At 64.5% G+C, this 21,418-nt stretch carries 22 protein-coding genes; 15 read left to right on the top strand and 7 right to left on the bottom strand.

What is annotated here, in order from left to right:
• Positions 1–258: 258 nt before the first annotated feature.
• From M1R55_RS00850 to M1R55_RS00845, 3 genes are read left to right on the top strand one after another with little or no spacing between them, the layout of a single operon-like run.
• Positions 259–423, top strand: coding sequence for an ADP-ribosylglycohydrolase family protein (locus M1R55_RS00850; protein ID WP_249392870.1), 165 nt, complete (start codon positions 259–261; stop codon positions 421–423).
• A 26-nt stretch (positions 424–449) separates the two neighbouring features.
• The gene (locus M1R55_RS32010; RefSeq protein ID WP_371827131.1) at positions 450–884 is read left to right on the top strand and encodes an ADP-ribosylglycohydrolase family protein; all 435 of its coding nucleotides are present in this window, start codon (positions 450–452) and stop codon (positions 882–884) included.
• Positions 826–1,767 carry an HNH endonuclease gene (locus tag M1R55_RS00845; RefSeq protein ID WP_249392869.1) on the top strand — a complete coding sequence of 314 codons (942 nt, stop codon included), beginning with the start codon at positions 826–828 and terminating at the stop codon, positions 1,765–1,767. The genes M1R55_RS32010 and M1R55_RS00845 overlap by 59 nt, the downstream gene beginning before the upstream one ends.
• Positions 1,768–2,203: 436 nt before the next feature.
• Here the strand turns inward: M1R55_RS00845 and M1R55_RS32005 are convergent, their stop codons facing one another.
• Positions 2,204–2,389 (bottom strand): diguanylate cyclase domain-containing protein, encoded by a 186-nt coding sequence (locus tag M1R55_RS32005; protein WP_371827130.1) that lies wholly within the window; start codon positions 2,387–2,389, stop codon positions 2,204–2,206.
• 103 nt (positions 2,390–2,492) lie between these two features.
• Between M1R55_RS32005 and M1R55_RS00835 the strand changes: the two genes are divergently transcribed.
• Complete coding sequence (locus M1R55_RS00835; RefSeq protein WP_249392868.1) at positions 2,493–3,077, top strand: hypothetical protein; 585 nt, start codon at positions 2,493–2,495, stop codon at positions 3,075–3,077.
• Positions 3,078–3,149: 72 nt separating this feature from the next.
• Here M1R55_RS00835 and M1R55_RS00830 read toward each other — a convergent pair whose 3' ends face one another.
• A complete protein-coding gene (locus tag M1R55_RS00830) occupies positions 3,150–5,267 on the bottom strand; it encodes a tetratricopeptide repeat protein (protein WP_249392867.1) in 2,118 nt (705 codons plus the stop codon).
• Between the two features lie 108 nt (positions 5,268–5,375).
• On the opposite strand from M1R55_RS00830, the gene M1R55_RS00825 reads away from it, so the two are divergent.
• The 7 genes from M1R55_RS00825 (at position 5,376) to M1R55_RS00795 (ending at position 13,625) form a co-directional block, all read left to right on the top strand.
• Positions 5,376–5,870 (top strand): hypothetical protein, encoded by a 495-nt coding sequence (locus tag M1R55_RS00825; protein ID WP_249392866.1) that lies wholly within the window; start codon positions 5,376–5,378, stop codon positions 5,868–5,870.
• A 108-nt stretch (positions 5,871–5,978) separates the two neighbouring features.
• Positions 5,979–6,182, top strand: a complete 204-nt coding sequence (locus tag M1R55_RS00820; RefSeq protein ID WP_249392865.1) for a hypothetical protein — start codon at positions 5,979–5,981, stop codon at positions 6,180–6,182.
• 935 nt (positions 6,183–7,117) lie between these two features.
• A complete protein-coding gene (locus M1R55_RS00815) occupies positions 7,118–7,738 on the top strand; it encodes a hypothetical protein (protein ID WP_249392864.1) in 621 nt (206 codons plus the stop codon).
• Positions 7,739–8,060: 322 nt separating this feature from the next.
• A complete protein-coding gene (locus M1R55_RS00810; RefSeq protein WP_249392863.1) occupies positions 8,061–8,246 on the top strand; it encodes a hypothetical protein in 186 nt (61 codons plus the stop codon).
• 542 nt (positions 8,247–8,788) lie between these two features.
• Positions 8,789–9,742, top strand: a complete 954-nt coding sequence (locus M1R55_RS00805) for a hypothetical protein (protein WP_249392862.1) — start codon at positions 8,789–8,791, stop codon at positions 9,740–9,742.
• 177 nt (positions 9,743–9,919) lie between these two features.
• Complete coding sequence (locus M1R55_RS00800; protein WP_249392861.1) at positions 9,920–11,428, top strand: bifunctional UDP-sugar hydrolase/5'-nucleotidase; 1,509 nt, start codon at positions 9,920–9,922, stop codon at positions 11,426–11,428.
• Positions 11,429–12,137: 709 nt separating this feature from the next.
• Positions 12,138–13,625: a penicillin-binding protein 2 gene (locus M1R55_RS00795; protein ID WP_249392860.1), complete on the top strand. Its 1,488-nt coding sequence runs from the start codon at positions 12,138–12,140 to the stop codon at positions 13,623–13,625.
• A 290-nt stretch (positions 13,626–13,915) separates the two neighbouring features.
• Here M1R55_RS00795 and M1R55_RS00790 read toward each other — a convergent pair whose 3' ends face one another.
• A complete protein-coding gene (locus M1R55_RS00790) occupies positions 13,916–16,996 on the bottom strand; it encodes a hypothetical protein (RefSeq protein ID WP_249392859.1) in 3,081 nt (1,026 codons plus the stop codon).
• A gap of 384 nt (positions 16,997–17,380) precedes the next feature.
• Between M1R55_RS00790 and M1R55_RS00785 the strand changes: the two genes are divergently transcribed.
• A complete protein-coding gene (locus tag M1R55_RS00785; protein ID WP_249392858.1) occupies positions 17,381–17,551 on the top strand; it encodes a hypothetical protein in 171 nt (56 codons plus the stop codon).
• A gap of 77 nt (positions 17,552–17,628) precedes the next feature.
• On the opposite strand, the gene M1R55_RS00780 is transcribed toward M1R55_RS00785, so the two are convergent.
• Positions 17,629–17,787 (bottom strand): hypothetical protein, encoded by a 159-nt coding sequence (locus M1R55_RS00780; protein WP_249392857.1) that lies wholly within the window; start codon positions 17,785–17,787, stop codon positions 17,629–17,631.
• 54 nt (positions 17,788–17,841) lie between these two features.
• Positions 17,842–18,294, bottom strand: a complete 453-nt coding sequence (locus M1R55_RS00775) for a hypothetical protein (protein WP_249392856.1) — start codon at positions 18,292–18,294, stop codon at positions 17,842–17,844.
• Between the two features lie 135 nt (positions 18,295–18,429).
• On the opposite strand from M1R55_RS00775, the gene M1R55_RS00770 reads away from it, so the two are divergent.
• Both M1R55_RS00770 and M1R55_RS00765 read left to right on the top strand, forming a co-directional pair.
• A complete protein-coding gene (locus M1R55_RS00770) occupies positions 18,430–18,945 on the top strand; it encodes an ATP-binding protein (protein ID WP_249392855.1) in 516 nt (171 codons plus the stop codon).
• A gap of 84 nt (positions 18,946–19,029) precedes the next feature.
• The gene (locus M1R55_RS00765; protein WP_249392854.1) at positions 19,030–19,422 is read left to right on the top strand and encodes a response regulator; all 393 of its coding nucleotides are present in this window, start codon (positions 19,030–19,032) and stop codon (positions 19,420–19,422) included.
• Here M1R55_RS00765 and M1R55_RS00760 read toward each other — a convergent pair.
• The gene (locus tag M1R55_RS00760; RefSeq protein WP_249392853.1) at positions 19,394–20,011 is read right to left on the bottom strand and encodes a phospholipase A2; all 618 of its coding nucleotides are present in this window, start codon (positions 20,009–20,011) and stop codon (positions 19,394–19,396) included. The two genes, M1R55_RS00765 and M1R55_RS00760, sit on opposite strands and share 29 nt — an antisense overlap.
• 194 nt (positions 20,012–20,205) lie before the next feature.
• Between M1R55_RS00760 and M1R55_RS00755 the strand changes: the two genes are divergently transcribed.
• Positions 20,206–20,490: a hypothetical protein gene (locus M1R55_RS00755; RefSeq protein ID WP_249392852.1), complete on the top strand. Its 285-nt coding sequence runs from the start codon at positions 20,206–20,208 to the stop codon at positions 20,488–20,490.
• Between the two features lie 243 nt (positions 20,491–20,733).
• Here M1R55_RS00755 and M1R55_RS00750 read toward each other — a convergent pair whose 3' ends face one another.
• Positions 20,734–21,114, bottom strand: a complete 381-nt coding sequence (locus M1R55_RS00750) for a hypothetical protein (RefSeq protein ID WP_249392851.1) — start codon at positions 21,112–21,114, stop codon at positions 20,734–20,736.
• Between the last annotated feature and the right edge of the window lie 304 nt (positions 21,115–21,418).

The following is a 21,418-nucleotide window of genomic DNA, read 5'->3' as shown; positions in this document are numbered from 1 at the left end:
GATGGGTTCACTATAGGACGGCCCCTGGCCAGAGTGAGGCGAATGTGAGGATGGTTGACGGGCCCGCTGGTGGGTGTACACCAGCTGACCCGACAGGTTCAGTCCCTTATCCCTTCTGACCTTCCCAGCACTGGATTCAGATGACCATTGGAGAGTGTCAGCAGGCACCATGGCTTGCGCGCTCCATGGGGTACGCCGTGCACTCCTCTTTTGAATCACCCTGTGGCCAGGCTCGTATTCGCCAATTTACTCTGGAGGATGCGCCGATCAGAGGTGTATTTTGCCCCGGATTTTGAGCGGGTGGTGGAACAGGCACGCCTGTCCAGTCTGATCACCCACACCCACCCTGAAGCTGTGGCTGTCGGTGCCGCCCCGGGCGGCTGGGGTGCCGAGGAACACCAGCACCTTTCTCCCTCGATCTGACGCAGCGCCGGGTTCCTCGCAGCGAAGTGGCCAGCAAGATTCGGCGCGCCAGAGGCCTGCCCCAGAGCGCCATCGCCTTCGCGGTTTCAATCTTGGACAACAGCTTCCAGCCCTCTGCTCACGACACGGTGCCCTTTGCCCTGTGGTGCACCAGCAGGCACCTGAACAACGTTGAAGAAGGGCTGTGGACAGCAGTCAGTGGTGGAGGAGACCGTGACACCATTTGCGCCATGTTAGGCAGCATCGTTCATCTCAGGGCACCACGGACGCTGCTCACTGCGCTTCTTCAGGCCCGCGAGCCTCTGCCAGAACACTTCAGCGCTCCTTCCTTTCCTGAGGCAAACCTTCGTCTCCGGCCTTCTCAGCTTGAACCCTTGATTCCAACTTACGATGAAGGTATCAATGGCTCAGGTCTATCAGGTACTCGGCTCCAGTCTGGTTCCCATCGACGCTCGTTATGAGGTCAAGGGTACGTCCGTGATCTTCTACAGTCGAGGCGGCACGATCGGCAAGAATGCCAGGAACACTCAGTACACAATGGGGCTTGAGATTCTCCTTCAGCGGATCTTGACTGCAGATGCTGCGATCCTGGGAGTCTGGGTTGACAGCAAAGAGGTGCAGCGGCTGGAGCTCAGGGAGCGTCAGATCCTTGGCCCCGCGGAGATGATCGATGGCCCCACAGACGAGGCGGTTGCCCGCATCCACCACCTCCTCACCTCCCGAATGGCAGGCGTGGGGCGCGCACCGATGGCCAGGGGGCCGGGGAACCGGACCAGGAGAATCCGGATTGAGCTTTCTGGAGCTTTTTCGGAAGACTCCCTGGTCACGTTGCTCAATGGGGGGGTAAGGCTGGAAGATTCACCGTCTGACACAGACACAGCCTCGTCTGAACTCCTCGATGCTGATGATCTTTGCTTCGAGGGAACCCCTCCTGAGTCTATGAATATTTTAAGAGAGGTGCTCGCCCGGTCGAACAAAGAACAGCGTCACTTGAAGAAAGTGTTACTCAAAGGCAAGACGATGGGACCCTGCTGCATTTGTGGAACCTTTCTTCCTGACACCCTGCTCGTTGCGGCTCACATCAAGAAACGCAGCCAGTGCACAACTGGAGAGCGTGAGGACTACAGCAATGTTGGAGCACTCATGTGTGCGCTTGGATGTGACGCGCTCTTTGAAAGGGGGTTAATCATCGTGGATCGTGACGGAATAATCAGGAAGGGTTCGAAGCTGAAATCGACACTCAGGATACCGAAGGTCGAGGAAGTACTGGATGTTCAATGCGCCGCCTACACTGAAGGCAACAAGAATTACTTCGCATGGCATCAGCATTATCACGCCAGATGAGTGCGTCTGGGATTCAACGGTGCCTCTTCCTGGGATTATCAGCTACACCGCCTGCTCATCTCTGCTGAACTCAACTAACTAGCCAGATCAGATGTACGCTCGCTCCTGAATCACCGCCCCGACTGAAGTGTGGGCGCGTCCCCCGCGCAGGTTGCCCAAATCGAGCTCACGCGACCCGGCGGCCCTCACCCGGTTCTGAGGAGCCCCTGGGCAGGTCGAATGGCCTGAACTCAGAGGGACAACCTTCCACTGATTGCATCAGCCGGGACGAAGTGGTCCGGCGGTCAGAAAGGCGACGCCCAGCAGGGCCAGTGCTGGCTAGGAGCCCCAGCTCCCGGGGATAGACGCCACACGCTGCTGTTGGGCGTGACCTGCCATGAACCGGGCGGCAAGCACAGTCATCAACGGGTAGTGCAACCACGTGAACTTCAGAACGTCAGAAAGCACAGGAATCAGCTTGAGGGTTCTGCGCACGTCTGGCTGCAGCGTCTGGAAAGGCTCGAAGAGCAGCCACAGCAGGAAAAGAAGCCCGGCGGGCCACCTCCCTGAGCAGCTCGTCACCAGCGGGGTGACCGAAGGTGTCGTTGATCAATTTGAAGCGGTCGAGGTCGAGCAGTCCCACCCCCACCTTCTCCCCGGAGACGTCGGCGCGGCGGCAGGCCTGGATCAGCTGTTGGCGACCCTTCTTCCCCTATTCTTCCCCTGTGCATCTATAGCTTGAAGCCATGAGGAAGCTAATAGCGATGGCAGCGGCAATAGTTCTTGGTGCGAATGGAGCATCCGCACAGACTTGGGACTTTTCAATTGTGAACGATGACTTTTCGGGCACGTTCAAGGGTTGCAAGAGGCTGGATCCCACTACAGTGAGCTGCTCAATTAACTTGAGCTACGCTGAAAGATACGACTACACCAAGTCACAAGTCAGCTATCAAATTGCGAGACTGGTCAGCCCAACAGGCAAGGAGATATACCCGGTAAGGACGACCGTTGGTGACCTGCAACTGGACAACAGCCAGCGCACGTGGAACTATTTCTCCTTCTATAGGGGTGTTCCTGTCCTCGCCACCTTCGTCTTCAAAGGTTACACAGATAACTCGGTCGCGCGCTTCTACATCGGCACAGGTTACTTGTCAGATGTTCCCGTTCAGCCCGCCACAGCTGAAAGCCCAGTGCCGCCCGTGACCCCGATGAAGTTCCCCAGCACCCAGGCGGTGATAGGAGGCAAGGCCTTCACAGTGAGCTTCGCGAATTGCAAGGCCACGGTATCCGGGGCCTATACCTGTAGCAGCACCGTCACTCCGAGCCGCTAAATCAGCTGGAGCGCGATGACATGACGATGTGGGAGTTCCGTTGAGCACGGTTCCTTCTTCAGGGCCTGTGAATCACATCAGGCCCTGTACAACTTTCAGCGCCTGTCCTACGGTCGGATCTCCTTCTCGTTCCCGAGCATGCAGATGGTTCAGGAGCCGGTCGTGCAGCCCCATCCTCACGTCATCTGCCCAGGGCCCTTGAGCGTCAGCCGCAAAGTCGCCCCGCACGTTGATTGAACCGCTGAGCCGAACCCAGGGTGCGGGGAAGAGGTCACCTGGAAGCCAGGCTGTCGAGATATCAAGCAGGGGGTTAAGGGTGTACTGTCTGGACGCCACCACGACTGGATCGGTGCCCTCTGGCAGAAGCGGATGCAATGTGTCACGTACGCCTCTCAGCACCTTCTTGAAGTGATCCACAGTCTTGCTGTCGAGTTCGCCTTCCCACAAGGCCGCCAGAATCTGTTGTCTGCTTGATGACCCATTCAAGGCCAGGAAGACCAGCAGTTCTGCAGATCGGCGAAGCGGGAAGTGAAGTGGCTCGGCTTTGCTGTAGATCTCTATTGGGCCGAATAACTCGAGCCGGAGAGGCACTGTAGCCGCGCGAGCAGCCCCCTTGAAAATGTGGCTCAGCCGGTCGTGCCATCCGGGCTGTTCTCCAAGCCAGGTCAGCGTCTTACGCAGGAGTGGCGCATCGGTGAGGAACGGTGCATCTGTCCCCAGGGCTGCCAGACTCTGCTCCAACGCCAGGACATCAGGGTGGCCTCCACATTGCAGGTTGATGGCGATCAGGTAGAGGTGACTGCGCGCCCGGTCCCACCTGGTGACATCGTCTGAACAGGCCCTGAGGAAGTATGTCTCAGCTTCCTGCCAGGCCTGCTTACCATACGCCAGGACCCCCGCAGTAAAGTCCAGTTGAGCGATGTCCGTCGGGCTGTCTGATGACAGCGTTCTGGCCTCCCGGTATCTCAGTTCTGCGAGCGCTTGTTCCCCATTGAGCACCAGGCGCTCAGCTTCAAGGAGGAGAACCTTGATCGCGTCTCCACCGAGGTGAGCTTCATGGAGCAGTTCTGCGGCACGCCGGGTAGACGCCAGTGCTTCGGCGTGCATGCCGTACTGATGGTGGATGATTGCGGCGGTAAAGGCGAACCAGGCACGGTGCCTCAGAACCAGTGTGGGCAACCTCGTGGCTTCGTCCAGACGGTACATCGCTTCGGCAGGCCGGCCCGCTGCGGCGAGGGACTGGGCATAGTTATTGAGCAGCGTCGCGAGTTGATGCCACTGCGAGATGCGTGTATAGAGGGCGATGGCCTTGTGGTAATGGTCCTCTGCCAGGCCTAGATTTCCCATGTCTTCTCGTGCGTAGCCCACGGTCATGTGGGCAATCGCCGTGAAGTACAGGTCACCCTGGCCCTGTGCTTCTGTCAGCAGCTGGAGTGAGGTTTCCAGGTGTTCATCCAGACGTTGCAGATAGCTGAGTAGCATGCCACGCATCTGAAGCAGTTGCAGGGTATCTCTGCCGCTGGTTCCTGCCATCAAGGCTTCATCCACAAAATGAAGTGCTGGGTCATACTGCCCATCCAACTGGAGAGCGTAACTTAGCGCGTACATCAATCTCGGATTACGCTCACCGCCGTCATAGGCGTGGTGAGCTTCCTGGCGCGCCGTTCTTGCCCGTTCACGGTTCGTATCTGCAATGACGGCAGTCCAGTAAGCGGCTGTCGTCCTTGCGTTGGTCAGGTGGGTGGGCAGTGCCTCAAAGGTGGCCTGAACCAACTTATACGACCCAGCACGAACTGCTTGATTCATCCAGGCTTCCAGTTGCTGGCACGCTTCCTTTCCTTCGCCGATGTCGTGACGGAGGATCAGGGCATGTTGGATGTCACCTGTTCGCATGGCCTCCTCACTCTGCCGGATGATGAGGTCGCGGTAGAGCCTGGGACGCTCGGTGCTCAGTCGACGGGCGAGTGCTTCTCTAAGCGCTGAGGGCACCTGAGCGGTGTTGTCATCCGCGGGCACAAGGGGCAGGTGGTCAACTACAGCATTCCACCAACCGTCTGGCAGGTCAGGCGCAAGTGCCAGGGAACGGACAGGGTGCCATGTCTCTTCCAGAGCGAGGGGAAGTAACGCTCCAAGCAATAGGGGAGGCAACTGCGCGAGTGTGGCCTCGGCGTCGGCTTGGCTGATGGGCATAGGTCAGGCTATCGGTTCTTCCCGTATTCTTCCCCTGCATCTGCTTAGGCTTGGGCAGACATGAGAAGAATATGGATATGCATGGCAGTGGCACTCGGATTCTCGGGTATGGCAAGCGCTCAGACGGTTCAGACGGAGGAGGGCCAGTACCAGCTGTTCGGGTGCTACGTGCAGAACAAGCAAGTGCTGTGCGACGTGACGTTCACCCTGACGTCGGCGAACCAGATGGAGAAATATTTCAACGAGACGACGGTCTTTTCCACCAGCGGCACCCAGACGAAGCCCGCGGACTTTATCTATGCGGGAAAACCCATCAACAGTGGGAATACCATCTTCGGCGTCGGAGGCAACGTGTTCAAGAGCATCCCGGTGAAGCTTACGGTGGTGACCGGACTGCCGGTTGGGACCTCGAGCATCAGAGCTCTCATCCTCGATAGGGGCAACGTGCGCTTCGACAACATCGCCGTGCGTGGCGCTGCCCCTGCGCCTGTTGTGACTCCAGCACCCGTCAGCACCAGCGCCTACAACGCTGTCATGACCAACTGCAAGCCTGGCGCAGGTGGCACCATGACCTGCACCGCCACGCTAACGCCGCGCCGCTGATAGGAAGTCCTGCCTTCAATCCTCTTTGAGTGGCTTAGGCCGGCGCACACGCGGAGGTGTGCGCCGTTCCTTCTCCTGTAGGGTCTTCATAGGAGGACGTGGTGTGGGGTGGGGCAGCTGTTCGACATGAACTGGGTCTATAAATCCTACGTGGCTGACCTGCTGCGGCGCCAGTATCCGGGCTGGCGGATGCAGAGGCAGGTGACCGGGCAGGCCCTGGGGGCCATGCAGGGCCTGCCTTTCTTCGCGCTTCACCTTGATCTATTGGCCGATTCAGTCTCTGCAGACGAGGTAGAGGAGAGCATGCTTTGAAAGGCCTGTTCCCCAGGGATCCCGGGCACAGCGACCACGTGCCCTGGTGGGACCCACGCGACGTCTTGCACCGCATTCTCAAGCTCCTGCCCCAATGGCGCATGCAGGGGATGGTCGCGGCCGTCTTTACCCTCCAGGACATCGCCGTGATTCTGATCGCTGGCCTGATTCACTGGACTATGGCGCAGGCCGCCGGACTCACGCTGCTGTGCATCGTGGCCTGCTGGACCGGGCGGAGCCTTGAGCACCGAATCGCCCTCCCGATACCGATCAGCATTGTCGCCGGCTGGAGCTGGGTGGTGGTCTCCTCACTGGCGTACGTCGTCATTCCGTCCTCCGGATCAGACGAACTGTGCAGGCTCGCCAGCATGACTAGCAGCTCCTTTGTCCTGGCCTCCTTGCTGCGCTGCGCTGAACCACCTGCTCGCAAGCGCCGTCGCCTGGAGACCAGAGTCAAGGTGCCCCGGATCTGGAGCAGGTCTGTGGCGGGTGGCTCGGCCCTGAAGCGAATCTGCCAGCCGCTCTACTGGCCGCACTCCCACGAACCGCAGGTTCCGTTCATCAGCGCCCCCCCCGAGGGCCGGAGGTACCTGTGGCCCCTTCCCAGGACGCGGACGCGGGGGTGGTCGAGAAAGGCCCGGGCCAGAGGCACACACCAGCCCTCGGGAAGCACAGGAAGGGATGACTTCCTGCGCTTCCCGACTCGCCAGACCCACGGTGGGGACTGGACCCATGGTGTTCAGGCTGAAAGACCGTCAACTGATCATGATCAGTGAACCCACCACAAGCAGCGTCAGTGGGTCTACCCAACCTGCGACGGCAGCGGATGACAATTCGGGGCGGCTTCTCCCGCTTCCGTGGTTCTTTGTGTTCAGACGCGTTCGGTAGAACAGACATCCGGTACATCTGGGTCTCTGGCATCCAGGGGGTTGGGAATGGCTCTTCTCAACACCGCTGCATTGGGCACAACACGCCACCGCCCTCTTGCAATTCTGCTGGGCACCGGCCTCAGCCTGCTGCTGCTCAGCACTGTCCCGACACTGAAAGTTCCCGGTACGCTGGTCGCCATGTGCCTGCTGTCTACCGGTATCTGGGCCGTGGCGCCCAAGATGCGGGCACGGCTATTCCCGGGACTATTGATCCTCACCGCACTTTCTGGGCTGACCAACTTCTTAGCCCTCGTCGCTGCAGTTGGGGCCCTGATTGCTGCCATGCTGCTGCAATATGGCTCGCTGAGAAGTAATCCCCTGCCCAAAGATCCGGTGCTGCGCCGGAAGCGCAAAAAAGAACTCGCCATCCAGGAATACAGCGCCAGGCATGCCCGTCGGCGCAAAATCGCCGACGACCGTCATGCGCGCCTGACCCGGCCAGCTCCTGCCCGGGATGACCGGCCCCAGCACGTCAAAGACGTCGAAGTGGCCAATAGCCTGGCAATGCACAACTTCCCAATGGTGCCCGTTGCTACGTGCGCGACGTGCCATGAAGACTACGTGCCTGACGGCACCGGAACCTGCGGGGCTTGCGGGGTGGCTGAAGACGACGACGCCTGGATTTGAGGGCAGCCCTGCTTTTGCGTCTTCCTCTGTAGAGGCATCGCTTCAACGCCGCCATCTACAGTTCGCAGCCTTCGACCCTTTCGGCGAACTTTGCTCTGCTGAGAAAGGCTGCAGCAGGCCATCTGAAGCTGGAGCGCTGCGGCGACACGAGCCCAGCGGCGCTTCAACTGAAGCTTGAGCACTACGGCGTCGTAAACGCCGGGATACTGTTCCCGCACTCGGCCCTAGAGAAGCAGCGGGCCGTATGCCCCGTTAGTTGCCAGAGAACCGCCCGCACTCTGTAGGGTACGGGCGGCTGGAGAATGAGAAGGAGTCGGCCGTTATGGTGTTAGAACTCTCAGGTGGTCGGCAGATCACACCGCACTTCTTCCTGAGGATTTTAGATACGGTGAACCAAGCCGCCGATCATGTCAGCAACGTGATGAAGGAATTGCTGGAGAAATTGAGGCTGTCTCAGGCAGGATCGATGGAGGGTGATCGTCCGCTGCCGAGTGTCCAGAAATGGTGAAATAGCGACGCAGCCGATGCCCGTGCGTGTGCCATCTCTCGAACGACTCAGACTCGTGTTGTTGTGGGTTCGACTCCCACTGGGTGCACCAAATTGCGGTCAAGTCCGTCGCTTTCCTGAGGAGCCTGCCATGACCCGGTCTGTGGTAGCTGATTCGGCAGCGGCCTGTACGTAGATGGTACGAAAGTCGAGGTGTGATCACCAGGACGTGGTGTCTAAGCTGGCGGGATATCTGTGAACAGTCTCATGTCTGTCAGATTGGCGCGCTCGCCAGACACGCCACTCTGTTCGATAGGGCCAATGCGGTGGACCGGTCCTGCTCCCTTCCTCTCGTGGCCCGGGTCAGGCTTCCAGGGGTGTCCTCCCGGCACTTGACAGACCCAGAGGGTCGTCCGTTACACTCTGGTCAGAGGGGCCCCGCGTCTCTCTGCATCACATCTGCATCTCTTCCAATTTGCCCCCCGAGATACCGCCGCAACGGGCCCCCCGTCTGCCGAAAGTAGACGGGGGGCGTGTCTGTTGGCGGATCAAGGAGAGATGCGATGAAGAAGAACCGAGCTGCCCGCCGCGCCCTGAAGACCCCCCGCCAGTCCGTTGCCCCATCGGGTCAGCCCCGCCCACAGCCTGAGCTGAGCGCTGGCCGAACAGAGGATCACACCCTTGCCCTTGCCCTTCAAGGTGCGGCATTTGCCAGCACAATGACCGGCGGCCCGACGCTGCAGGCGTTGCAGAGCCTGCTGTGCTCTGGCCCTGAGGGCTCCCGCGACAACGCCAGGGTGGTGCTCGCCCTGGCTCAGCAGACCCTGCCCGGCACCTTTGATCTGCCGGGCCGCCTGCAGCGCGCGGCCCGTGAAGTGGAGTGCGCGGTGGCGCTGGCTCAACGGGCATCACCGAATGTCCTGGATTCCTGGGCGCTGGCCCTCGCCAAAAGAACGGTCGCGCGAGCGACGGCCCACCTGTTCAGTGACATTGACCTGCTGGTGCTGGCCCAGGGAGCGAAGCAGCCGGAGCCCGATCTGGTTCGGGTGCGTCAGGCGCTGCTGCTGCATGGCGACGTATTGCACGAGGTGAATGCCGCGACCCAGCGGGCCCTGGGTGAAGCACGACGGGCCTTCAGCCGCGTGGTCAGCAATGGGCCAGAGGGCACCTACGCGCTGCCGCACCCGGAAGTAGAGGAGCGGGATCGCCGCTTCTATCAGGTGCCTGACCTGAATCTGCGCCTGGGGCTCGTTCTGCTGGGGCAGCCTCAACCCATAAGCATGGATGAGGTTCACGATTGGTTCGTGCAGCATCGCCCTGGACTCCTGCACCACGGCATCAAGATGGCGTCGGCCATGGACGCCCTGGGGGAAGAGCCGATCACCTGTTGCTCCCGGGTGAACGACCTGCTGGCTGAGGCGCTTCGCACCGGCGGCGCCGTTCTGGTCTCCCGTTCGGTCCGGGTGCGGCGCAGCGCGGTCGCCGACCTGGCCGTGCGATTGGTTCAGCTCCGCTAGAGGGGAGCAGGGGCTTTACGCAGAGCGGCGTGACTGGCCCTCACCCTGACAGACCGGTCGGGGTGAGGGCCTGCCTGGACTCTGGCCTGAGGCTGGGGTTCAGTCGCGAAGGCGCTCGTCCTGGCCACAGGGCAAGTCTGCTCAGAACGTTCCAGTCTGTCAGATAGAATCGGCCGTGTGGCACGACTGACTTTTCTGCACAGCAACGACATTCATGGCCGTCTGGAAGGGCTGGCGCGGCTGACGACCCTGGCCCGCCGGGAACAGGCCCACGCGGAAGCCGAGGGGCGGACCGTCTTTCGCTGGGATGCTGGCGACGCCTTCGACCGCCGCTTCGAGGACTGTCGCCTGACCCGCGGCGAATCCCTGGCACCCGTCCTGACGGCGAGTGGCGTGACCCTACAGACCCTCGGCAACGACATTGGCCTCGGGTACGGGATGACGGCCGTGACCCGGATGGCCCGGCGGGCGGGGTACACCCTCCTCGCGGCCAATCTTCGCGACCAGGACGGCGCTGTGGTGGAGGGTCTTCGCGCCAGCGTGTTGCTAAACGGCCCGGATGGCCTGAGCATTGGTGTCTTCGGGCTGACCGATCCCTTCGGCGGTATCTACGGCGTGTACGGGCTGAACACGCCGGACGTGCATGACCTGGCGCGCCAGACAGTGACGGAACTTCGTGACGCGGGTGCTGGACTGGTGGTGCTGCTCTCTCACCTCGGTCTGGAGGCCGACCATGACCTGGCCGCGGCCGTCTCCGGCATCGATCTGATCATTGGCGGCCACTCGCATGACCTCCTGCCGGAAGGGGAGCGGGTGGGGAAGACACTCGTCGTCCAGGCCGGAGAGTTTGCGGAACATCTGGGCCGGGTGGATCTCGATGTGGGAGCAGCGGGAGCCATCCTCGCAGACCGGGTCACGGTTCTACCTGTTCCTGCCGATCTGGAACCAGATGCGGAGGTGATGGAGGCGCTGGCCGCCCTGGAGACCGAATTGCAGGGCATCCGAACGGAAGCCGTGGGGACGCTGGCGGCGTCCCTGCACCTGGATCACTGGGGAGAGTCGCCCATGGCCCATTTCGCCGCGCAGGTGCTCCGGGAGCGGGCCGGTGCGGAGGTGGGACTCATCAGCGGGGGGGCGCTGCACACGGGCCTCCAGGCCGGTGAGGTGCGCCGCGGCGCCGTCGCCAATGCCGTGCCGGCGACCATCAATCCCATGACCTCCCGGGTGACGGGCTGGCGACTCCGGATGGCCCTCGAACGTGGGCTCGATCCCGAGGTGGTGACGTACCTGCACCGCGGGCTGCGGGGTTCTCCCATCGGTGTTCCGGGACTGAGCGGCGTGCAGGTTACGGTCGACCCCGCAGGCAGGGTCGGAGAGCGGGTGCAGCGGGTCCAGGTGAACGGGGAGGCGCTAGATCTGGGGCGTGAGTACGTGGTCGCCCATACGGACCTGGAGCCGGCTCCATACGCCTTTTTGCACGGGGAAGGGGTGACCGAGATCGCCTCGGACTTCACAGTGCTGCTTGAGGACGTGGTTCGGCAGCACTTTCAGCACAGGACATCAGTGCACCCGGATCTGGAGCCGGTCTGGCTGGGCCTCAGGTCATTGCCTTTGCTGGGCACGCCGCAACTGGGGGGAGCTTCAGCTCTGGAGGGGAAGAACCTGCGGGGTCACGACCAGGTCTGAGCACACGATTCGTCGCGACAGTGCTGCTCTGAGTGTTGAGGGTGACCATGCGTCCAGAGCTCGGGTCTGCCAGAAGTTTGCGGTCGTCGATGGGCGTCTGGCCACTGTCACTTCCGGACAGGTGAGTCACCTTCGCCACCTCCGAACCGCGCGTCAGTCCGGCATTAACCCCCGGCACCCGAAGATGCCTCCACTCCACATCGACGCACTCGCCCAGGGGTTCATCCAGCAGGGCCCAAAGCAGCGCGAATGCCTGTTCCCGCCGCCGGCCGCCCTGGCCCGGTGGCAGCAGGGCTGGAACGGGGGCCAGGAGACCCGCCGTGGTGGCCGGGTCGAGGCTGACGTCCAGGCGCGCTCGACGGCGTCCCTCGAAGGTCAGCCTCAGTCTACCTGGCCGCCGGCCCCGCCGGAGTTCAAGGCTCTCCTGGTGTGCCTCCACCTCCAGCGAACGCTGAAGAAAAAGTCCCAGCTGGCGCTGGGGGGGTGGGCCCCTGGGTGAGGGGGCGCGGTCGCGGGTGGGCAGGGTGATCTGCCCCGTCCTTAAAGGGGGCTCAGTTGGCCTGCTGGAGCGTTGAACCGCGCTCAGGTGGAGGCGCCGCGGGAGGCCGCCCCCCGAGATGGAGCCTAGGCACGCTGCACGCCCTGCTCCCGACCCCCCTGAACCCCCGGTTCCGGGCGCGGAGAGCGGGGCGCGGTAGGCTGGGCCGATATGGAGATCAAGATCCACAAACGCACGCTGATAATGATGCTGTGCGGCCTGCTCGCCCTCGGCTGGCTGGTGATCGCCTACGCCGGCGTCATGAGCCCCCTCAACCCGCTTGAGGGGCGCCCTCCCGGCAACCGGCTGCCCCAGCCCAGCGGGCGCGGGCGCATCCTGGCCGCGGGCGGCGAGGTGCTGGCTCTGACCCGCACGCAGGGCGCCGGAACCTTCGCCATGACCGAGCAGCGGAGCTACCCTCACGGCCAGCTCGCCGGGCAGCTGCTCGGCATCATGGGCCAGTCCGAGGGCGTAGAAGGCCTGGAGCACGACTATGAGGCGTCGCTGGCGGCAGGCCAGGACTTGCAGCTGACCATCGACCTCGAGCTGCAGGCCGTCACCGAGGGCGAGCTGGCGCGCAAGGCGGCCGAGGAGAAGGCCGAGTACGCCGCAGCGATCGTCATGGAGACCCGAACCGGTCGGCTGCTGGCCGTGGCCAGCTGGCCGCCGTCGGATCCCGGCGACTGGAAGCAGACTTCCATCAGCGACCGGCGCAACCGGGCCTTCATCGACCGCTTCGAGCCGGGGTCGGTGATGAAGGCCATGACGGTCGCCGTCGCCCTTGACGACCGCGTGATCCAGCCGGGGCAGGTGCTCGATACCCCCATGAGCCGCTTCGTCGGCGCGCGCTGGGGCAGCACCATCCGCGACTCGGTCGCCCACGGCCCCAAGCTCACCATCCAGAACGTGCTGCGCTACTCGTCGAACATCGGGATCAGTCACATTGTCGAGCCGTACACCGACGAGACATTCCGCGCGCGCCTGGCGCAGTTCGGCGTCGGCGTGGCACCGGAGATCCCGGTGGTCACCGCCGGCAACGGCGTGCTGCGCCCCATCGAGCGCTGGGATACGCTGGTGCGCACCACCAACGGCTTCGGGCAGGGGATGTCCACCACCCTGCTGCAGATGGCGGTCGCCTACAACGTGCTCGGCAACGGCGGGGTCTACCTGCCGCCGCGCCTCTCGGCCGCCGACCCCGTGGGCCAGGGCCGGCGCGTCGTGCGGGCTGAGACCGCCAAGGCCGTGCGTGACATGTTGCGCATGACCATTGAGCTCGGCATCCCCCACCGCGCGCTGCTGTACGGGTACGACCTGGGCGGCAAGACCGGTACCGCCCAGGTCGCCACGGCCGGCGGCTACAGCAACGAACTCTTCGAGTCAACCTACGCCGGCTTCTATCCCAACTCCGACCCGGAGATCACGGTCGCGGTGATGGCCCACGGCGCCAAGGGTCAGTACCACGGCGCCGACCTCGCCGCGCCGGTCTACAAGAACATCGTCGCCAGCTACGTCTCGTCGCGCGCCATCCTGCCCGACGAGGCGCTGCTCGCCGAGCAGCGCCGCATCCAGCTCGACCGCAACCAGGGCAAGTACCGCGACGGCACGGTCGACTTCGTGCCGCCCCCGCCAGAGGAGGAGCCCGCCCTCGCCGCGCCCTGAGGCCTCGTTCTCAGCCAGCTCTGACCAATGGGTGGTTCCCCAGGCTTCAGCTCAGGTCTGGACATCTTGTACCCCATAGCCAAAGAGGGCGGTCATCAGGTCAGTAGGCACGAAGTCACCGGCCGCACTTCGCCAATGATCTGTTTCTCAGGATCTGTCAAAGTTCAATCGCGCGTCGCGTCCGGTCACGCGCTCACGCCGTTGCACCCGGGCGGGCGGTTCCGTCTGCTGCTCCGCGGCGAGGCGGGCGGCAGTCTCCAGGGGGCGCCGCCCTGTCAGGCGTGCCTGGGCTACACGTTCTGCTGGAGTTCCGTGGGGGCCGACCGCGCCGGTGCCACCACCAGCGCGGCCCCGGGATCGCCTTCTGATCCTTCTGCGCCCTCACTGGGTCCCGGGCGCGGCGCACGGACCGCCAGCAGCAGCAGGGCCAGGCCGGTGACCAGGATGGCCAGACCACTGGCGGCCCGCGGATTGCTGTACAAGCTGGCGTCGACCGTGACGGCTTTGACGCCGGCGGCGGCGCCGATGCCGACACCACAGTCCCACAGCGCCCGCGCGCCTCCGCGGCCCAGTCCGCCCCAGCGCCAGGCGCCCAGGGCCACCAGCACGCCCGTCGCCAGCGCGGCCAGGCTCCCCAGGGTGAGCAGCGGCGCGGTCATGAGTCCGCCCGGAACCCAGGCGGTCAGGCTCACGGTTGCGGTTGCCAGGCCAGCAGCGATGACCGGCGCGCGCAGAATGCGCAGCGGCATGCGCGGCAGTGAGCCCCGGCTGATGCGCGCTGTCCACAGGCGGCGGCCCGTGGGGGTATACAGCAGGCCCCAGATGCCCAGGGTGCTCCAGGTGGCCAGCGGCAGCCAGGACACAACGGTCTGGGTGTTGCCAGCGTCCATCAGCTGATCGGCGATCAGGCGCACAACGCCGCTGAAGGTCAGGATGCCGGCGGCGCTTAGCGAGAAGGCCGAAATGGTGGGTCCCCGGCGCAGGCCCATCCTGTGGGTGATCAGCGCCATGACGCTCAGCGCCACGGCCCCTGCTTCATCGCTCAGCGCGCCAGCGGACTGAACAGTGACCAACAGGCTCAGGGCCAGGACACTCCAGGACGCGCTCTGAACGAATGGGGCGAGCGCTTCTGGGGGCTGAATCTTGGCTGCGCCGTCTGCCAGGCTGTCCTGACCTGCTCCGGCCGTCTGGCGCGTGGCCAGTGGGGACGCTACGCTGCGGGAGGCCAGCAGGGCCAGCGCTGCGCCCGCGGCGCCCAGGAGCAGCAGACTCCATTGGGTGAGGTCCAGTCCGGGACCTGCCTTGAAAGCCGCTGTACTGGTCAGAGCGCTGCAGGCGATAGTGGCGAGAAACAGGCCGCCAATCAGGGGCTTCAGGGCCGCCAGGCGTGGTGTCCGCTGGACGGCCCAGAGGGCGGCGCCAGCGACCAGGCTGAGCAACGCTGCCTCCAGCAGTCCAGAGAGGGCCAGGAGGGCCATCGAGGCCCCCGTCACGTACGCGAGCGCGCTGGCTTCCTCCTTCCAGGCCCGCTGAGAGAGCCGCATGCCCAGGACCCAGAACCCGGCCAGAACCAGCAGAACCACCCCTTGCGGGGCTGCCGGGCCGCCGACGTAGGGAGAGACCAGAGCCGCCATGACGCTGACCGAGGCTAGAGCGATGCCGACCTGGGCCCAGCGGCGGTTGTGTGCGGCCAGACCCACGCTTGCCAGAGCGGCGCCCAGACCCGCGAAGCCCAGCAGCCGGGTGTTGGAGCCCAGCAGCGCCACCGCGGCCGCACTCAGAGCCGAAGTGGTTCCAGCTGTGGCGCCGCCGGCCAGAGAGCCGGCCAGGTAGGCCGCGTCCGCCTGGCCTTGCGCCGCGCTTTGGCGCTGCCTGATCCAGGCCCAGGCGGCCAGTGCGGCACCGACCAGGGCCAGAAGCAGCAGGGCCCCCGTGCTGCCCGGCGCGGCGCGCTGCAGGGCGGCGCCCAGAGTGGGTGCGGCAGTCAGGAACGGCGTGACCATACAGAGCGCGGCGGCTGTCCCCAGGGTGCGGTAAGGATGCGCGCCCATGGCCGCCAGCAGACTTGCTGCGGAAGTAGCTGTTGAGGGGGCAGGTGTGCTGGTTGCCTGACTCCGAGAAGGCAGCAGGTGAGCGCCGCGCAGCAGCGTCGCGGCCGTCCCGAGGGCCATCACCGTGCCGATCGCCCAGCCCCACGTTCCGCCGTGAGCGCTGACCAGGCTGCGTGCCGTGGTCTCGACGCTGCTCAGATCAGGCGCGTGCGAGAGGGCCGCCAGAAGGTGGCCCACGGGAATGGCCGCCGCCGCGAGAACCGTCAGCACCAGGCTGGCCTCGCGGGCCAGACCGGTCTCAGGGGAAAGCTTCTCTGGGGGGTGATCGGTGACGGTGGTGCTTGGGCCCCCCTGTTCCTCCCGCCCTGGAACCAGGCGCATGAGGTGCGGGATGGCCAGGGCCGGCATCAGGGCGGTCAGCCCCATGGCCAGGGCGCTCCACGGCCCCAGATCGTCGGTCAGCATCCAGGTCGAGATGGCCGCGCCCAGGGTCGCCAGCGCCGCGAGCAGGGGTTCGCCGGCGCGCACGCTGCGCCAGGCCATCGCGCCGGAGAGGGCCAGCAGACCCAGCAGCACCGTGGCCGCGCTGCCCTGGACGCCGGCGCCCTGCGGCAGGACCGGGCCCAGCACCTGGGACAGGGCACCGAGGCCCAGCGCGGCGGCGGCGTAGCCTAGGCCGCGCAGGGCGCCGGCCACCGGCTGCGGCACGCTGCGCGCGGTGATCCACAGCAGGGCCGCGAAGGCATAGACTGCGGCCAGCGCCGTCCATCCGGGCAGGCCCAGGGAGCGCAGGGTCCAGGCCAGTCCGGCAATGACCAGTCCGCCCCCGATGACGCTCATCCGCGCGCGGCTGTACTCGGGAGCGCTCAGGTTGATGGCAGGCCACCAGGCCGGGGGTGCGTGCGTCCGGGCCGGCGCTGCTGGCTGGTGTTGCTTTGCGGCCCCTGTGGGCTGGGGGAGTGTGGCTGCTGACGCACCGGCCTGCTTCACTGGTGTTCCAGTGAACTGCGGAAGTGGTGGGGCCAGCTTTGGTAGGGTTGGGGCGGGTGTTGCCAGCACGTCCGGCACCGTGAAGTGAGGTTGGGTGGGCGGCCTGGAGGCAGGCGCAGCCGCAGGGGAAACCGCCTGCAGGGATGCGGCCGGGAAAGACGGCGCGCCATCGGTTCTGGGCTTCTGGGCTGCGAGGACACCTGCCTCCAGGCGCCGTAAGGCTTCGTCAAGCTGCTTGGCTGCGCGTTCGGACTGCTTCTCAATCCTGTTCACCCGCGTCAGCAGCATGACCAGCAAGCCCACGATCACGAGCTCGAACAGTAAGGTCATGCGAGCAGCATAGAAGGTTGGGCTGGCACGCATGCCTGCAGCCCCGCCCTTCTGTGCAAGGGTGCGTTCAGACCGGGAGCGGCGGCGCAGTGCAGCGTGCGGAACCAGGGTTGAGGGGCCACGGCAGCGGTGACAGGGTCAGAGCCAGCCGGTCGCCCCAGCGCTTTTGGCCAGTGCAGGCCTGTGTGGCGGCGCTGGACCTCGAAATCCCTGTTCACACAAATCCTGTGGGACGGGGTGATTCTGCCTTCCCCGGGCGGGCGAGACTGATCCTATGAACCTGCTGGCCTCATGCCCCGGCTGATCGTGGGGCGAGGTCCCGTGTCCATCCCTGCACTGCCCCAGCTGAGCTGCATGCTCTGGCGGCATCCAGGCGCCTGGCCCATGATCGAGGCTGACCTGATCGCCGGCGAGTCCATCTGCGGCGCACTTGAGTCGGCCTGCATCACCGCACGCAAGGTGATCGGCGGGCGTCAACGCCCCCTGCCAGTACCCCTGTCGGAGAACTGGGAGGACGAACGCCATAGCGTTCGCCATCTCGCACACCTGCTCTGATACGCCGTTCCCGGGGCCGTCACTCCTGGGCCTGCAGCGGTGTTGCCTTCGCCGCATCCGGTAGACGACCGCGTGCATCAGCAGCGCGACGTCTCCGGGCTCAGTGCCTGCACCACCGTGGTCACCTGCTCGGGGGTCAGAGCGCCGACGAACGCTGCACCCTGCTGCGAGGTCAGTGGAGTGCCGTTCACGTGTAGAGCGATGTTGATCTGGATGCCACGGGTGATTCCTCCCAAAAAGCACAAGCCCCCGCCGACGAGGAACGGGGGCGCTGCGGGGGAGAGGACTCCCTAGGAATGACTGCCCTCTCCATCTGGCACCGAAGGCGGAACCGAGACGTGGGGATGGAAGGTTCCCGGGATCTGCGCAGCACAGATGGACAGGTACGTTCGAGCGGCTCTGGCGTCGACCGGGCCGATCGGCAAGGTCAGCAGGGTATGTGGCCGGACACCGCCCTCTGGGTTGATCTCGGGGTCGTCGCTCCCCATGGTGACATAGTCCCAGCGGAGAGAACTGTCGGAGTCAGAGCTGTGTCCCGCATCCCACACGGGGACGCCATACTGCTGGAGTTCTCCTGGTGGAACAGGAACTGCCACCGCCTGCGGGCTCATCACGTCCCAGAGCTCGAGATACCACTTCGTCTTCAGCCCGGATTCGTAGTGCACGATGGAGCCGAGGTAGGTGGTGACCTTGAGCCGCATGGAAGTGACCTCAGTGGGCGTCGGGAGCGGATGTTCCGTCATGGCGCATGATGCCACGCCTGCTTCACCCGGCGCAGAGCGGTTCCTTCAGGGTTGCCTGTGCGGGCGCAGATCCCCACTGTGTTCTCCTGAGACGGCAGGAGAACTGCTTCTCCAGGTGCTCGACGGCGTCGTCAGTTGATTGATGACCTGCTGGTGTTCTCCCGGCTGAATGCTCAGCCTGAGCCGCTGCGGCCGCTGTCCACAGAAGGGCCGTTGAATGAGGCGCTCCACCACCTGAGCGCGGCCATTGAAGCCGCCGGCGCCAGAGTCACCGTCGGTGGGTGCCCAATGGTGCTGGGCGACGCGCGTGAGCTGACGCAGCTGTTCCAGAACCTGATCGGGAACGCCGTGGAGTTCCGCCGGCCGGACCGCGTGCCGGAGATTCAGGTGGACGCCCAGGAGGAGGGGGCCGTCTGGCACTTCCAGGTGCGGGACAACGGCATCGGCATCTCCCCGGAGTACCAGGAGCAGGTGTTCGGGATGTTCCAGCGACTGCACACCCGCGACCAGTACGAGGGCACCGGGCTGGGACTGTCCATCGTCCGGAAGATCGTGCAGCGGCACGGCGGTGAGGTGTGGCTGGACTCCACTGCGGAGGTCGGCACGGCCGTGCACTTCACGCTTCTCAAGGCGGAGTCGCGCGGTGCTTGAGGTGCTGCTGGTCGAGGATTTCGAGGGGGACGTGCTGCTCGTACAGGAGGCCGTCGCGGATATAGAGCGGATATAGAGGTGTGCTTGCATGTCGTTCGGGATGGCGTGGACGCCCTCTCGTTCCTGAAGCGCGAGGGAAGCTTCGTCAACAGTTCGCCGCCCGACCTGGTGTTGATGGACGCGAACATGCCCCGTCAGAATGCCGTGGAGGTGCTTCAGGAGATTCGCCGCGACCCGGCGCTGAAGGCCTTGAACGTGGTGGTGTTCAGCAGTTCCGCGGTCCCGCAAGACGCCGAACTGAACCTCGCCGCAGGGGCCGATGCTTATGTGACCAAGCCTGTGGCCTTCGGCGCGTTCGTGCAGACGGTTCAGCACATCCTGCGCGACTGGGCCGGGTGGGTGCCCGAGGGGCCCTGCAAAAGTCCAGCCCCCTCGGCCGATCCTCGCCTCACGGGTAGTGGGCGGGAACGGCAGTGAGCGCCACTTTGCCCACCTTGCGCGCCTGGACATAGGCCGCGACTGCCGCGAGGTCACAGGCGTGCTGGTTGACGTTCAGGGCACTGTCGGTCAGGCATTGGAAGCGCAGATCCAGCAGCAGCCGCAGATCAATGGCCCGGCGCATCGCCTCATCCCGGCCCTGCCGGTACTGCGCCACGTTGCGGTACGAGAAATCGTGGTGACGACAGGCCTGGGCGTCAAAGGCCTTCTTGTAGGCCGCCGCCACCGGGAAGGAGCAGCCGTCGCTCGTCCAGTCTGGGCCGCGGTAGCTCTTGTAGACGTCCCGTTCGTAGGCTTCGTCGGTCATCAGCAGGGCGGTGTACATCGTCAGGTCGGCATGCGGCCACTTGGGTTTGTTGTCTGGGCCCTTGAGCACGGCATCTGCCACCTTGGAGATGGCCCGGTCGGCCTCCAACCACAGGGCCTCGGTCTGCTCCTTGTTCAGGGCTTTGAGCTGGGCGGGTGTCAGGCGTTCCAGTGCGTCCAGAGTGACGGTGGGGGCCGCCAGGGGGGACCCAGTCAAGGCGAGCGCAGTCAACAGGGGAGCCTTGAATACGGTGGGTCTCATGAGCTGGACCTCCACGGCTGGGTCGAGCCGGATTCGGATTGAGCGTGGTGCGGCGTGTGTGGACACTGGGAGGGATCACCCTGATGCCGGCACGTCTGGGCGAGGGCGTCCAGCAGGCCGAGCTGGCGCAACAGACCGAGAGGGAGAACCCGGTCCACCAGTGCTCCGCCGCGTGCGTCAACCAGACGAAAAAAATGCCTCTCTTCCCCCTCGGCCCGGCGTTCGGTGGCGGGCTGCCCCTACGGCGGGCCGAGATGTGTGCTTGCCGCGCTCAGGCGCAGGGCCACACGGGTTCACTCCGTCACGGTGTCTTCCGCTTGCAGCTGGAGAGCAGGACAGGCAGTCCGGATGTGGCCCAGCTGGGCGGGGCAGGCAGGCCCCAGGGGCAGCGCGTACTCAAGGGAGTCCGGCCTGATGAGCTGGTCGGCCCAGCCTTCTTTGAAGACCTGAAGCAAGGGGCGCTGAAGGGTGGTGATTGATGGACTGGACGTCATCACCTCCTGGGAGCTGCCGACCCCGATTTGGAGCGGTGGCGTGACTAAACCACCTGGACACGGGTCAACGAGGCGGAGACCGGGACTCCCGGCAGTTGATCCGTCAAGGCAGGTCGAGCCGATTGAACCGCACAGGCTGTGATGGGGATGGCGACGATGGTCAAGACGTCTCCTTTTAGACAGATCTCCGCTTCCAAGGAGTCCGGCTCACGTTACAGCGCACGCCTGTCACGGCGTGGCAATCAGTTCATTCCAGCGCATCAGGCCCGCGAATTCACCTGCCGTGAACGTATTGTCCGAGGCCTGCCAGCCGGCGAACGCCACAATGGTCGTGTGGTGCTCCGGGTGGTACCAGCGCGCGACCTTGGTGGTGCCATCCACCACTTGGGTGCGCATGGCGCTGTAGCCCGCTTCCTTCAACAGGCTGTCCAGCGTCTTCATCCGCTCCTGGCAACCCGCGAGCATCAGCCCGGTGCCGGACATGGCACTGAGTTGAGGGCTGAGCGAGGCGGGCGCATTGGTCTGTTGGGCCAGAACACTGACGGTTCCCAGCAAGGCCACGGTGAGGAGCGCAAGTGACTGCCGACGAACGGTGCGGAGTGTGAGCATGAGACTTCCTCCAGGGCAGGCCTGACCTGCCGTCGCGCCTCCTCGTCCGAAACTGGACGACGTGAAGCGCGCAGGGAGAGGGGTGAACGACACGCGAGACGGTGCGGGTGCGCGGTGATCTGCGTCTGGCCGCGGGTCAGCGCTGGGCTGATGCCTCTAGAGTGCGCGTTAGCGTAAAAAAGCGCATCGCCAGAAGTGCGAATAGGGCAAGCGAACCACCCTGACAAGACTACGTACGCCCCGGGTTCGGACGCGGGCAGCTGGGGCAGAACAGGAAGCTTTCAAGGCTGGCCAACCCAGGCTT

Source organism: Deinococcus sp. QL22, assembly GCF_023370075.1.
In the GTDB taxonomy this organism is placed as follows: Bacteria; Deinococcota; Deinococci; order Deinococcales; family Deinococcaceae; genus Deinococcus.
The sequence above is the reverse complement of the archived record's forward strand: the minus strand, read 5'-3'. Positions and strand labels throughout refer to the sequence as shown.

Bases quoted from the DNA above. Each gene is read 5' to 3' on its own strand.
- M1R55_RS00805 (WP_249392862.1), top strand. From the start codon at position 8,789: ATGAAGAAGAACCGAGCTGCCCGCCGCGCCCTGAAGACCCCCCGCCAG.
- M1R55_RS00815 (WP_249392864.1), top strand. From the start codon at position 7,118: ATGGCTCTTCTCAACACCGCTGCATTGGGCACAACACGCCACCGCCCT.
- M1R55_RS00760 (WP_249392853.1), bottom strand. From the start codon at position 20,011: ATGAGACCCACCGTATTCAAGGCTCCCCTGTTGACTGCGCTCGCCTTG.
- M1R55_RS00830 (WP_249392867.1), bottom strand. From the start codon at position 5,267: ATGCCCATCAGCCAAGCCGACGCCGAGGCCACACTCGCGCAGTTGCCT.
- M1R55_RS00825 (WP_249392866.1), top strand. From the start codon at position 5,376: ATGGCAAGCGCTCAGACGGTTCAGACGGAGGAGGGCCAGTACCAGCTG.
- M1R55_RS00755 (WP_249392852.1), top strand. From the start codon at position 20,206: ATGCCTCTCTTCCCCCTCGGCCCGGCGTTCGGTGGCGGGCTGCCCCTA.
- M1R55_RS00750 (WP_249392851.1), bottom strand. From the start codon at position 21,114: ATGCTCACACTCCGCACCGTTCGTCGGCAGTCACTTGCGCTCCTCACC.
- M1R55_RS00810 (WP_249392863.1), top strand. From the start codon at position 8,061: ATGGTGTTAGAACTCTCAGGTGGTCGGCAGATCACACCGCACTTCTTC.
- M1R55_RS00795 (WP_249392860.1), top strand. From the start codon at position 12,138: ATGGAGATCAAGATCCACAAACGCACGCTGATAATGATGCTGTGCGGC.
- M1R55_RS00850 (WP_249392870.1), top strand. From the start codon at position 259: ATGCGCCGATCAGAGGTGTATTTTGCCCCGGATTTTGAGCGGGTGGTG.
- M1R55_RS00835 (WP_249392868.1), top strand. From the start codon at position 2,493: ATGAGGAAGCTAATAGCGATGGCAGCGGCAATAGTTCTTGGTGCGAAT.
- M1R55_RS00845 (WP_249392869.1), top strand. From the start codon at position 826: ATGGCTCAGGTCTATCAGGTACTCGGCTCCAGTCTGGTTCCCATCGAC.
- M1R55_RS00785 (WP_249392858.1), top strand. From the start codon at position 17,381: ATGATCGAGGCTGACCTGATCGCCGGCGAGTCCATCTGCGGCGCACTT.
- M1R55_RS00790 (WP_249392859.1), bottom strand. From the start codon at position 16,996: ATGACCTTACTGTTCGAGCTCGTGATCGTGGGCTTGCTGGTCATGCTG.
- M1R55_RS00775 (WP_249392856.1), bottom strand. From the start codon at position 18,294: ATGACGGAACATCCGCTCCCGACGCCCACTGAGGTCACTTCCATGCGG.